Here is a 12,416-nt window from a genome sequence, read left to right on the forward strand (position 1 = left end):
GGCGCGCGTGAGCATCGACGTCGTCGACGAGAGCACCTTCGCCGCCGGGCGCGGCGTGGACACCGTGGAGGTGGCGGCGCTGGCCCGCCACGTGCTGGACGAGATGCGGGTGCACCCCCTGGCGGACCTGTCCGTGCTCATGGTCGACGGCGACGCCATGTCCCGCCTGCACGAGCAGTGGATGGACGAGCCCGGCCCCACCGACGTGATGTCCTTCCCGATGGACCAGTTGCGTCCCGGCCGGGAGGGGGAGACCTCCGAGCCGGGGCTGCTCGGCGACGTCGTGGTGTGCCCCGAGGTGGCGGCGGCGCAGGCCGCGGCCTCCGGGCACGCCACCGCCGACGAGGTCCTGCTGCTGGTGACGCACGGCATCCTGCACCTGCTGGGCTACGACCACGCCGAGCCGGAGGAGGAGCGGGAGATGTTCACGCTGCAGCGCCGGCTGGTGCTCGGCTTCCTGGCCCGCATCGGCCGCCCCGGGGACCCGACGCCCACGGTGGGGCACCGGGCGCTGCCGGGCTCCGGGCCGAAGGGCTGAGGGGCGCCGTGGGGTCCCCGGCCGTCCCGCTGCTGCTGCTGGCGCTCGTCCTCGTCGTGGCCGCCGGCCTGGTGGCCGCCGCGGAGGCCGCCATCGGCGGCACCTCCCGGCGCCGGGCCCGCGAGCTGGAGGCGGACGGCCGCCGCGGTGCGGGCGCGCTGCTGCGGGTGCTGGACTCCGCGGCGCCGGTGCTGACGGTGTGCACGCTGCTGCGCGTGGTCCTCGAGACCCTGGCGGCGGTGTGCGTCACGGTGGTCGTCGCCGGCTGGACGGACTCCTGGTGGCTGGTGCTGCTCATCGCCGGGCTGGGCATGTCGGCGCTGGACTTCGTGCTCGTCGGGGTGGGCCCGCGCACCCTGGGGCGGCTGCACGCCGAGAGCGTCGGGCTGCTCTCGGCACCGGTGCTGGCGGCGCTGAGCCAGCTGCTGGGGCCCCTGGCGCACGCGCTGGTGCTCGTCGGCAACGCCGTCACCCCCGGCCGCGGCACCCCGCACGGCCCGTTCGCCTCCGAGGCGGAGCTGCGCGAGATCGTGGAGCTGGCGGGGGAGTCGTCCGTCATCGAGGCCGGCGAGCACCGCATGATCCACTCGGTCTTCGAGCTGGGCGACACCCGCGTGCGCGAGGTGATGGTCCCGCGCACCGACGTCGTCTCGCTGCGCCGCGGCACCGGCCTGCACGAGGCCGAGGAGCTGCTGCTGCGCTCGGGCTTCTCCCGCGCGCCCGTCGTGGGCGAGGACGCCGACGAGGTGCTCGGGGTGCTCTACCTCAAGGACGTCGCCCGCCGCTTCCACGACGACCCCGCCGCCGCGCGCCGCACCCCCGTGGAGGACGTCGCCCGCCCGGCCGCGTTCGTGCCCGACAGCCTCCCCGTGGACGACCTGCTCAAGCGGATGCAGCACGAGACCACGCACGTGGCGGTCGTCGTCGACGAGTACGGCGGCACGGCGGGCCTGGTGACGATCGAGGACGCCATCGAGGAGATCGTCGGCGACATCGCCGACGAGTACGACCGCGGCGCCCCGGACGTGGAGGAGCTGGACGACGGCGGCTACCGGGTCTCCTCGCGGCTGCACGTGGAGGAGCTGGGCGAGCTGTTCGGGCTGGAGATCGAGGAGGAGGACGTCGACACCGTCGGCGGCCTGCTCGCCAAGACCCTCGGCGAGGTGGTGGTGCCCGGCTCCGCCGCGCAGGTCCACGGCCTGCGGCTGGAGGCGGAGTCGCGCGGCGGGCGGCGCAACCGGGTGCGCACGGTGCTGGTGCACCGGGCCGACCCGGACGACGGCGGTGGGCCCGGCGACGACGAGCGCGCGCGGGACGGGGAACTGGTGAGCGGTGGAGGTCGGTCTCGTGAGTGAGGGCAACGGGGAGCGCGCGGGGGAGCACCGGTCGGGGTTCGCCTGCCTGGTGGGCCGGCCGAACGCCGGCAAGTCCACGCTGACGAACGCGCTGGTGGGGCAGAAGGTCGCCATCACCTCCAGCCGCCCGCAGACCACGCGGCACACCGTGCGCGGCATCGTGCACCGCCCGGACGCGCAACTGGTGCTCGTGGACACGCCCGGTCTGCACCGCCCCCGCACCCTGCTGGGGCAGCGGCTGAACGACCTCGTGCACGAGACCCTCGCCGAGGTCGACGTCGTGGCGCTGTGCGTGCCCGCCGACGAGCGCATCGGCCCCGGCGACCGGTTCATCGCCGAGGTCCTGGCCGCAGCCCCCCGCTCCACGAAGGTCGCCCTGGTCACCAAGACCGACAAGGTGCGCCCCGAGCGGGTGGCCGAGCAGCTGCTGGCGGTCAGCGCGCTGGGCGAGGAGCTGCTCGGCGGGTTCGCCGACGTCGTGCCCGCCTCGGCCGCCACCGGCGAGCAGGTCGACGTCGTCACCGACGTGCTGCTCTCGCACCTGCCGCCCGGGCCGCGGCTGTACCCCGACGGGGAGCTGACCGACGAGCCCGAGCAGGTCATGATCGCCGAGCTGGTGCGCGAGGCGGCGCTCGAGGGCGTGCGCGAGGAGATGCCGCACTCCCTGGCCGTGGTCGTCGAGGAGGTGGCGCGCCGCGAGAACGGGCTGCTCGAGGTCCACGTGTGGCTGTACGTGGAGCGCGAGAGCCAGAAGGGCATCATCATCGGCCGCGGCGGTTCGCGGCTGAAGGACGTCGGCACCCGCGCGCGCCGCTCGATCGAGGCCCTGCTCGGCGAGCGCTGCCACCTGGACCTGCGGGTGAAGGTCGCCAAGGACTGGCAGCGCGACCCCAAGCAGCTGCAGCGCCTGGGCTTCTGAGGAGTGCCCGCCGTGCCCGGTGACGGGCCGGCCCGCAGGCCCCGCGGGCCGCGCCGTCCCCTGCTGACGGCCCGCGACGCGCACGACGCGCTGCTCAGCGTGGTGCCCACCGCGCTGGCCCTGTGGATCAGCGGCCAGGTCGTCGCGGGCGTGGAGTACGCCTCCCCGGCCTGGCTGCTGGCGGCCTCCGCGCTGCTGCTGCTCGGCGACGTCCTGGTGCGTCCCGTCCTCGGCCCGCTGGTGCAGGTGGCCGGCCCCGCCGTGACCGTCGCGCTGGGCGTGGCGGTGCAGCTGCTCGTGCTGCACACCGCCCTGACCGCGCTGCCCGGCCTGGAGCTGCGCTCCCTGGGGGCGCTGGGGCAGGTGTACCTGGTCACGGGCCTGGTGGCGGTGGTGGCCCGCTGGCTCGTCGGCGTGAACGACAGCAGCTGGGTGGTGCGCGACCTGCTGCGCCGCCGGCGCCCGCGCGCGGCGGCCGGCGCCGAGCCGGGGCTGCTCGTCGTGCAGGTCGACGGGCTGTCCCTGCCGCTGCTGCGGTTCGGCGTGCACGCCGGGACGCTGCCCACGATCGCCCGCTGGCTGCGCACCGGCACCCACCGCGCCACCGGCTGGCGGGCCCCGCTGCCGTCCACCACCCCCGCCAGCCAGGCGGGCCTGCTGCACGGCACGATCGACGACGTGCCCGCCTTCCGCTGGTGGGACCCGGAGCTGGAGCGGGTGCTCGTCGCCAACCGCCCCGCCGACGCCGCCGTCATCGAGGAGCGACTGGTGCGCGCCGCCCGCGCCGCCGGCCGGGAGGGCCTGCTCGCCCACGACGGCGCCAGCATCGGCAACGTCTTCTCCGGCGAGGGTGCGCACGCGCACCTGGTGGTCTCCACCTCCCGCGGCGGCGGTTCCGGCCGCCCGTACCTGCGCTACGTGCTGCGCCCCTTCGGGCTGGCCCGCAGCCTGGTGCTCACCGCGGGCGAGGTCGTCAAGGAGGTCTACCAGGGCTGGCAGCAGCGGGTGCGCCGCGTGGAGCCGCGCATCCGCCGCCGCGGCTGGTACGTGCTGCTGCGGGCGCTGACCAACGCCCTGCTGCGCGACCTGAACGTGGCCCTGGTCGCCGAGCAGCTGGCCGCCGGCCGGCCGGTGGTCTTCGTGGACTTCCTCGACTACGACGAGGTCGCCCACCACGCCGGCGCGGCGCGCGCGGAGTCCCTGGACGCGCTGGCGGGCGTGGACCGGGTGCTGGGCACCCTGGCGGCCGTGGCCGCCGCCTCCCCGCGCCGCTACCGCGTCGTGGTGGTCTCCGACCACGGCCAGGCGCAGGGCCCGACGTTCGCCCAGGTCGCCGGCCGCACGGTGCAGGACCTCGTCGCCGACCTCGTGCAGCGCGAGCACCCCGGCCCCCCGTCGCGGGTGGCCTCCGCCAGCGGCGAGGAGGGCCGCGGCCGCGTCGACGTCCTCGTGCGCGACCTGGCGCCGGCGGGGCACGTCCCCCGCGCCGGCCGGCGCCGCGAGCCGCGCGCGGACGAGGTCGTCGGCCCGGACGCCGTGGTCGTCGTCACCGCCGGCTGCACGGCGCTGCTGAGCGTGCCGGACGCCCCCGGCGGGCGACTGGGGCTGACCGAGCTGGGCGGGCGCTGGCCCGCGCTGCTGCCCGGCCTGCTCGCCGCGCCCGGCGTCGGCTTCGTCGCCGGGCACGGCGCGGCCGGGCCGGTGGTGCTGGGGCCCGCCGGCGAGCACGACCTGCTCACCGGCCGGGTGCGCGGCAGCGACCCGCTGGCGCCGTTCGGGCCGCGGGCGGCCGGGGAGGTGCTGCGGGTGATGCGCATGAGCACCGCCCCGGCGCTGCTGGTGCACTCCGCCGTGGACGAGCGCACCGGGGAGGTGCACGCCTTCGAGGAGCAGGTCGCCCACCACGGCGGCCTGGGCGGGGAGCAGAACGAGGCCGTGCTGGTGCACCCGGCGGACTGGGCCGTCGACGAGGACCTGCTGGACACCTCCGTGCCCGGCGAGCGGCTGCTGGTGGGGGCCGACACCGTGCACCGCCAGCTCGTGCGCTGGATGCGCGCCGAGGGGGTGCTGCCCGCCGCCGGGCCGCTCGCCCCGTCGCGGGCCGGGGCCGAGGGGGCCGGGCGGTGAGCGCAGCGGTGGGCGGGGCGCGGCTGCGCTGGCTGGGGCACTCCACCGCGGTGCTGGACGCGGCCGGGGTGCGGGTGGTCACCGACCCGGTGCTGCGCGGCGCGTTCGCCCACCTGCGCCGCCGGCCCCCGCTGCCGGACCCCGAGCACTCCGCGGACCCGGCGCTGGCGCTCGTGTCCCACCTGCACCACGACCACCTGGACCTGCCCTCGCTGCGCCGGCTGCGCCCGCGCTGGGTGGTGGCCCCGCCCGGTTCCGCCGCGTGGGTGCAGCAGCGGCTGCGCGGCACCGGCAGCGCCGTGGGGGAGGTCGCCGCGGGGCGCTCGGTGGAGCTGCCCGGGGCGCCGTCCGGCCCGCTGACGGTGACGGCGCTGCCCGCCCACCACGACGGCCGCCGCACCCTGGGCCGGCTGACGGGCGCCCCCGCCGGCGCTCAGCCGGTGGGTCACCTCGTCCGGGTGCCGGGGGTGTTCCCGCTGCGGGCGGAGGGCGCCGGCGGGCCGGACCTGCTGCTGTGGGCGGTGGGCGACACCGGGGAGTTCCCCGGCTTCGCCGAGTCGGTGCTGGAGGCGGCCGGCCGGCCGCCGGACGTGGCGCTGGTGCCGGTGGGCGGCTGGGGCCACACGCTCGGCGAGCACCACCTGGACCCGGAGCAGGCCGCCGCCGTCGTGGCGCGGGTGCGCCCGCACCTGGCGGTGCCGGTGCACTGGGGCACGTTCGCCCCCGTGGGCCTGGCCCGGACGATGGGCGACCGCTGGACGGCGCCGGGCCGGCGGTTCGCGGGCGCGGTGCTCGCGGCGGGCGGCCGGGCGGTGCTGCTGCGACCGCGCGGTGCGCTCGACCTCGACGCCGCCGGCGCCCTGGTGCCCGCCCGGGCCGGCAGGTCCTGACCAGGGCCGTCCGGGGCGCCTGTTTTGACAGGGCGGGCGTGCGTCACGTTTGATGGCGCCACCCATCCAGAGCGGCCGAGAGACCTGGCTCGACGACGCCGCAGCAACCTCCTGACGTTCCCTGGCCGGAACGGCGGGTGCGGTGCTCACGCCAGGAGCGATGGAGGAGCAGTGTCGGCCGTGCCCACCCAGTCAGCGTCCCGCCCCGCCGCGGGCGAGCCCACCGCCGTGCGCGGTGACGAGCCCGGCGGCGAGCGCGTCGAGGCTGCCGGTGTCGCCCTGCGCGGTGTCGGGCGCACCTTCCGCACCCCCACCGGCACCCACGACGTCCTCGCGGGCGTCGACGCGGACATCGCCGCCGGCAGCACCGTGGCCCTGCTGGGGGCCTCGGGCAGCGGCAAGTCCACCCTGCTGCGGCTGGTCGCCGGGCTGGACGCGCCCACCGCCGGCGCCGTCGAGGTCGGCGGGGAGGTGGTGCGCGGGGTGAGCCCGCGCACGGGCGTGGTGTTCCAGGAACCCCGGCTGCTGCCGTGGCGGGACCTCGCCGGCAACGTCGCCCTCGGCCTGCCCCGCGGCACGCCGAAGGCGCAGGGCCGTGCGCAGGTGCTGCACCGGCTGGAGACCGTGGGCCTGGCTGGGTTCGCCGGCCACCGCCCGCGCCGCGTCTCCGGCGGGATGGCCCAGCGCGCCGCGCTGGCCCGCGCCCTCGTGCGCCGGCCCGGCGTGCTGCTGATGGACGAGCCGTTCGCCGCGCTGGACGCCCTGACCCGCCTGCGCATGCAGGACCTGCTGGACGACGTGCAGCGCAGCACCGGCGCGACCGTCCTGCTGGTGACCCACGACGTCGACGAGGCGCTGCACCTGGCCGACCGGGTCCTCGTGCTCGGCACCACCGAGGGCCGCGATGGCGCCCACGTGGTGCGCGACCTGCGCGTGGACGTGCCCCGGCCGCGCGACCGCGGCGACGCCGACCTCGCCCACCTGCGGGTGGAGCTGCTGGAACTGCTCGGCGTGCCCCGCGCGCACGCCTGAACCCGACCCGCCACCACCCGCTCCCCGCGACCCCGCGCGATCTCGCGCACCCCGAACCCCGTGTCCCGCCGTGCCCGCGGGCACCGCTTCCCCTGGAGAGAACCGTGTCCCACGCCCTGCGCCCCCTCGCCCGCCGCACCGCCCTGGGCGCCCTGCTCGGCGGCGTCGCCCTCGGCGCTGCCGGTTGCGTGCAGGGGGAGTCCTCCTCCGGTGCGGCACCGGCCGCCGGCGGCTCCGGTTCCGGTTCCGGCGGCGACACCGTGCGCCTGGACTACGCCTACTACAACCCCCTGAGCCTGGTGGTGCGCGAGCGGCGGATCCTGGAGGACGCGGGCCTGACCGTGCAGTGGGAGCAGTCCCTGGGCAGCAACAAGGCCAACGAGTTCCTGCGCAACGACAACCTCGACCTGGCCTCCACCGCCGGTGCCGCGGTGCTGCAGGCGCGTTCCAACGGCCAGGCCGTCCAGACCGTCGACGTGTACTCCCAGCCGGAGTGGACCGCCCTCGTCGTCGGGCCGGGCTCCACGGTGACCGACGTGGCGGGCCTGCGGGGCAAGCGGATCGCCGCCACCACGGGCACCGACCCGTACTTCTTCCTGCGCCAGGCGCTGGACCGGGCGGGGCTGGCGGCCTCCGACGTGGAGATCGTGAACCTGCAGCACCCGGACGGGCGCGCCGCGCTGGAGCGCGGTGACGTGGACGCCTGGGCCGGTCTGGACCCGAACATGGCCGCCACCGAGGTCCAGAACGGCTCCCGGCTGCTGTACCGGAACGTGGACCTCAACACCTACGGCGTGCTCAACGCCCGCGAGGAGTTCATCGAGAGCTCCCCGGAGCTGGTCCAGCAGGTCGTCGACGCCTACGAGCAGGCGCGCGCGTGGGCGCTGGCGAACCCCGACGAGCTGGTGGCGCTGTACGCCGAGCAGGCGCAGCTGGACCCGCAGGTCGCCTCCCTGGTGCTCACCGAGCGCACCGGCCTGGACATCGACCCGGTGCCCGGCGACGCGCAGCGCACGGTGCTGGAGGGCGTCATCCCGCTCATGGCCGCCAACGGCGACGTCCGCTCGGAGGAGGAGGCGCTCACGGCCCTCGACGGGCTGTTCGCCCCGCAGTTCGCCGAGAAGGCGGTCTCGGCGTGAGCGTGAGCGCGCCGGAGCGGCCGGTGGCGGCGGGTGCGCCCGCCGCCCGCCGGGCGGGTTCCGGGCGGTGGCTGCTGGGGGCGCTGGTGCCGCTGGCGCTGCTGGCGGCGTGGCAGCTGTCCTCCAGCCTGGGCGTGTTCACGGTGTTCCAGCTCCCGCCGCCGGCGGACGTCGCAGGGGCTGCGCAGGAGATGTGGCGCACCGGCGCCCTGCAGCTGAACATCGCCATCAGCACCCAGCGCGTCCTGCTGGGTTTCCTGTGGGGCGCGGGCCTGGGGGTCGTGCTGGGCGGGCTGACGGGGTTGCTGGCGGTCGCGTCGCGGATGCTGGGGCCGACGATCGGGGCGCTGCGTGCGGTGCCGTCGCTGGCCTGGGTGCCGCTCCTGAGCCTGTGGATCGGCATCGGCGAGACGCCGAAGATCGTGCTCGTGGCGATCGGCGCGTTCTTCCCCGTCTACACGACCGTGCACTCCGCGCTGAGCCACCTGGACCCGGCGCTGGTGGAGGTGGGCCGCGCCTACGGCCGCAACGGGGTGCGGTTGTTCACCGAGATCCTCCTGCCGGCCACGGCGCCGTCGCTGGTGTCGGGTCTGCGCCTGGCGCTGGCGCAGAGCTGGCTGTTCCTCGTGGCGGCCGAGATCATCTCCTCCTCGATCGGTCTGGGCTACCAGCTGACGAACGGGCAGAACGTCGGCCGCACGGACCAGATGCTGCTGGCGATCATCCTGCTGGCGCTGCTGGGCAAGCTCTCCGACGTGCTGCTCGGCCTGGTGGAGCAGCGGGTGAAGCGCAACCGCAGCTGAGCGGTCGGGGGCCGTCCGCCGGAAACCGGTGGACGGTCCCCGCGCGTCGCGGTTGCCTCGTGGGGTGGACGCCACCTGGGACCTGCCCGAGCACCCGGAACTGCGCGACGGCGACGTGCTGCTGCGCCGGCACACCGCCGCCGACCTCGACGCGATCGTGGAGCAGGCCCGCGACGCGGACTCCGTGCGGTTCACGACGGTGCCCACCCCGTACGGCCGCGCCGACGCGGAGGGTTTCGTCGCCGGGCTCGCGGCAGCCTGGGAGCGCGGCGAGGCCGCCGGGTGGGCGGTCGAGGCCGGCGGGCGCTTCGCCGGGTCGCTCGACCTGCGCCACCGGGGGGCCGGCTGGGCCGAGATCGGTTTCGGCCTGGCGCCCTGGGCGCGCGGGCGCGGGGTGATGACGTGCGCGGTGCGCCTCGCCCTGGCGTGGGGTTTCGACGAGCTGGGACTGGCCGGCGTCCACTGGCAGGCCGTCGTCGGCAACCACGCTTCGTGGCGGGTCGCGCAGAAGTGCGGTTTCCGCCGCGAGGGCGAGGTGCGCGGGCTGCTGGTGCACCGGGGTGAGCGCCTCGACGGCTGGATCGGCTCGCTGCTGCCGGGGGAGCTGGTGCGCGGCTGAACCCGCCCGCGCACGGCGGCCCGCCCCCGCCCGGCGCTCACCGGTCCGGCACCAGCTCCAGCGCCCGGGCGCGGACCTCCTGCACGGCGCGCTCCACCGCGCCGAGCACGACGACGTCGGCGCCCAGCCCGGAGGCCACGACCTGCGGGCGCGGCTCGGCCAGGAAGCGGGGCAGTTCGGCCCGCACCACCTCCAGCAGCGGCTCCGCCGACGCGGCGACGGCACCGGCCAGCACGATGCGCTCGGGGTCGGCGAAACCCGCCAGCGTGGCGACGACGCGCGTCAGCCGCAGGCCGGCGGTGCGCACCAGGGCCCGGGCGGCGCGGTCGCCGTCGCGGGCGGCCGTCAGGACCTGCTCGGCCTCGCCCCGCCCGCCGCGGGCGCGCGCCAGTTCGCGCAGCACCTTGGCGACGCCGTCGGTGGACCCCACGCCGGACACCAGGTCCAGGTAGCGCATCTCCCCGGCCCCGCCGCGCGCCCCGCGCAGCAGGCGGCCGTCCTCGACGACCCCAGCGCCGAACCGCTCGCCCGCCAGGAGGGTGACGTGGTGGCGCACGCCGCGACCGTGGCCCCGGTGGTCCTCGGCGAGGGCGGCGAGGTTGGCGTCGTTGTCGGTGACCGCGTGCCAGCCGAAGCGGCGGTGCAGGTGCGTGGAGATGCCGGGGTTGGTGAACTCCCAGTACGGGTTGCCGGCGAACGCCGTCCGCCCGTCCGCGGCGACGGGGGCGGGGACGCCGACGGCGGCGGCCAGCACGTCCCCGCCGGCCGCTCCGGCGTCGGCCAGCGCGGCCAGCGCGGTGCTCTCCAGGGCGGCGAGGCGCTCGGCGACGCTGGTGCGCTCGTGGTCGTGCTCGACGGTGGCGGAGGCGCCCCCGAGGACCTCGCCGCGCAGGTCGGCCACGGTCGCCGACAGGCGCCGCACCCCGGCGTCGACGCCGACGACGACGCCGGCTCGGGCGGCGAAGGCGTAGCGGCGAGCGGGCCGGCCCTTGACGTAGGCGCCGGAGGTGCGGGCGTTGGCCAGTTCGTGCAGCCATCCGCGCTCGATGAGCTCCTCGCACACGTCGTGCACCGTGGCCCTGGACAGGCCGGTGGCCCCCATGAGGTCGCTGCCGGTCAGGGCGGTGGGGGACCCGTCCTCGCCCGGCGCGTCCCAGGCGTGCTCGAGCACGGCACGCAGGTTCTCCTCGCGCAGCCTGCGCACGGCGGCGGCCGTCCCCGCCCTGCTGCCGCTCACCCCTTGACCTCCACGCCGATCACGGCTCTACTTTAGTCAGAGCTTAGATTTACTGCCCGGATCAAAGGAGACCGACGCGTGACCGACCTGCTCGAGACCCCGGCACCCCCCGCCGCCCCCGGCACCACCTGGTGGCGGCAGGCGGTCGTCTACCAGGTCTACCCGCGCAGCTTCGCCGACTCGAACGGCGACGGCACCGGTGACCTGCCCGGCCTGACCGCCCGCGTGCCCCACCTGGCGCGCCTCGGCGTGGACGCCGTGTGGCTGAGCCCCTTCTACCCCTCCGAGCTCGCCGACGGCGGCTACGACGTGGCCGACCACCGCGACGTCGACCCGCGCATCGGCACCCTGGAGCAGTTCGACGAGCTCGTCGCCGCCCTGCACGGCGCGGGCGTCAAGCTGATCGTCGACGTCGTCCCCAACCACTCCTCCGACCGTCACCCCTGGTTCCAGCAGGCGCTCGCGGCCGCACCGGGCTCGCCCGAGCGGGAGCGCTACGTCTTCCGCCGCGGCCGCGGCGAGCGCGGTGAGCTCCCGCCCACCGACTGGACGGCGGCCTTCGGCGGCCCGGCGTGGGAACCCGTCGGCGACGGGCAGTGGTACCTGCACCTGTTCGCCCCCGAGCAGCCCGACTGGAACTGGGCGAACCCCGAGGTGCGCGAGGACCACCTGCGCACCCTGCGGTTCTGGGCCGACCGCGGCGTCGACGGCTTCCGCATCGACGTCGCCCACGCCCTCGTCAAGGACCTCAGCGAGCCGCTGCCCAGCGCGGCGGACCTGGCCGCCGGCGACCTGCCCGACGGCGCGCACCGCCTGTTCGACCGCGACGAGGTGCACGAGGTCTACCGCGAGTGGCGCGAGCTGTTCGACTCCTACGACCCCCCGCGCACCGCGGTCGCCGAGGCGTGGGTGCCGGCGCACCGCCGCGCCCGCTACGCCTCCCCGGAGGGGCTGGGCCAGGCGTTCAACTTCGACCTGCTGCAGGCCGGGTTCGACGCCGCGTCCTTCCGCGCGGTGGTCGAGGACAACCTGCGCCTGGCGGCGCAGGCGGGCAGCTCCTCCACCTGGGTGCTGTCCAACCACGACGTGGTGCGGCACGCCTCGCGCTACGCCCTGCCCGCGGGCACCGACGAGGAGGCCTGGCTGCTCAGCGGCGGCACCGAGCCCGTCGCCGACCGCGAGCGCGGCCTGCGCCGGGCGCGCGCGGCCACCGCCTTCGTGCTCGCCCTGCCCGGCAGCACCTACCTGTACCAGGGGGAGGAGCTGGGCCTGCCCGAGGTCGCCGACCTGCCCGCCGAGGCCCTGCAGGACCCCACCTGGCGGCGCTCGGGCGGCACCCGCAAGGGCCGCGACGGCTGCCGCGTGCCGCTGCCGTGGAGCGCGGGCGGCCCCTCCCACGGCTTCGGGGACGGACCCGCCCACCTGCCCCAGCCCGGCTGGTACGCCGCCCTCGCCGCCGACGCCCAGGAGGGCGAGGCCGGCTCCACCCTGGAGTTCTACCGCCGCGCCCTGGCGCAGCGGGCGCGCTCGCAGACCGCGGAGGAGCTGGAGTGGGTCACCGGCACACCCGCGGACGTCGTGGCGTTCCGGCGGCCGGGCGGCTGGACCTGCGTGACGAACTTCGGCACCACCCCCGTGCCGATGCCGACCGGCCGTGTCGTCTTGTCCAGCGGGCCCGTCGGGGAGACGCTGCTCCCGGGAGAGACCACGGTGTGGCTCGAGGGCGAGGCAGGCGCCGGCCGCTGACGGCGGGCGGA

At 76.8% G+C, this 12,416-nt stretch carries 11 protein-coding genes and 1 riboswitch; of the genes, 10 read left to right on the forward strand and 1 reads right to left on the reverse strand.

From position 1 onward, the window contains the following. Positions 1 to 7 precede the first annotated feature (7 nt). From ybeY to MN205_RS16735, 9 genes are all read left to right on the forward strand, one after another. The gene (gene ybeY / locus MN205_RS16695) at positions 8 to 538 is read left to right on the forward strand and encodes an rRNA maturation RNase YbeY (RefSeq protein ID WP_242129323.1); all 531 of its coding nucleotides are present in this window, start codon (positions 8 to 10) and stop codon (positions 536 to 538) included. An 8-nt stretch (positions 539 to 546) separates the two neighbouring features. Further along, positions 547 to 1,893 (forward strand): hemolysin family protein, encoded by a 1,347-nt coding sequence (locus tag MN205_RS16700; RefSeq protein WP_242129326.1) that lies wholly within the window; start codon positions 547 to 549, stop codon positions 1,891 to 1,893. Next, positions 1,886 to 2,812 (forward strand): GTPase Era, encoded by a 927-nt coding sequence (gene era / locus MN205_RS16705; RefSeq protein ID WP_242129327.1) that lies wholly within the window; start codon positions 1,886 to 1,888, stop codon positions 2,810 to 2,812. Before MN205_RS16700 ends, era begins: the two co-directional genes overlap by 8 nt. Positions 2,813 to 2,824: 12 nt before the next feature. Next, positions 2,825 to 4,939, forward strand: coding sequence for an alkaline phosphatase family protein (locus MN205_RS16710; RefSeq protein ID WP_242129329.1), 2,115 nt, complete (start codon positions 2,825 to 2,827; stop codon positions 4,937 to 4,939). Then, complete coding sequence (locus MN205_RS16715; protein ID WP_242129330.1) at positions 4,936 to 5,829, forward strand: MBL fold metallo-hydrolase; 894 nt, start codon at positions 4,936 to 4,938, stop codon at positions 5,827 to 5,829. The genes MN205_RS16710 and MN205_RS16715 overlap by 4 nt, the downstream gene beginning before the upstream one ends. Positions 5,830 to 5,888: 59 nt before the next feature. Further along, a riboswitch (SAM riboswitch) is annotated at positions 5,889 to 5,996 on the forward strand. A 61-nt stretch (positions 5,997 to 6,057) separates the two neighbouring features. Continuing rightward, positions 6,058 to 6,861 (forward strand): ABC transporter ATP-binding protein, encoded by an 804-nt coding sequence (locus MN205_RS16720; protein WP_374115966.1) that lies wholly within the window; start codon positions 6,058 to 6,060, stop codon positions 6,859 to 6,861. A 104-nt stretch (positions 6,862 to 6,965) separates the two neighbouring features. Then, positions 6,966 to 8,000, forward strand: a complete 1,035-nt coding sequence (locus MN205_RS16725) for an aliphatic sulfonate ABC transporter substrate-binding protein (RefSeq protein WP_242129334.1) — start codon at positions 6,966 to 6,968, stop codon at positions 7,998 to 8,000. Next, positions 7,997 to 8,803, forward strand: a complete 807-nt coding sequence (locus MN205_RS16730) for an ABC transporter permease (protein WP_242129336.1) — start codon at positions 7,997 to 7,999, stop codon at positions 8,801 to 8,803. The genes MN205_RS16725 and MN205_RS16730 overlap by 4 nt, the downstream gene beginning before the upstream one ends. Positions 8,804 to 8,867: 64 nt before the next feature. After that, complete coding sequence (locus tag MN205_RS16735) at positions 8,868 to 9,422, forward strand: GNAT family N-acetyltransferase (protein ID WP_242129338.1); 555 nt, start codon at positions 8,868 to 8,870, stop codon at positions 9,420 to 9,422. Positions 9,423 to 9,459: 37 nt separating this feature from the next. Here MN205_RS16735 and MN205_RS16740 read toward each other — a convergent pair whose 3' ends face one another. After that, positions 9,460 to 10,659 (reverse strand): ROK family protein, encoded by a 1,200-nt coding sequence (locus MN205_RS16740; protein WP_242129340.1) that lies wholly within the window; start codon positions 10,657 to 10,659, stop codon positions 9,460 to 9,462. A gap of 78 nt (positions 10,660 to 10,737) precedes the next feature. On the opposite strand from MN205_RS16740, the gene MN205_RS16745 reads away from it, so the two are divergent. Next, positions 10,738 to 12,405 (forward strand): alpha-amylase family glycosyl hydrolase, encoded by a 1,668-nt coding sequence (locus MN205_RS16745; protein WP_242129343.1) that lies wholly within the window; start codon positions 10,738 to 10,740, stop codon positions 12,403 to 12,405. The last annotated feature ends 11 nt before the right edge of the window (positions 12,406 to 12,416 follow it).

Source organism: Kineococcus sp. TRM81007 (assembly GCF_022669155.1).
Taxonomy (GTDB): Bacteria; Actinomycetota; Actinomycetes; order Actinomycetales; family Kineococcaceae; genus Kineococcus.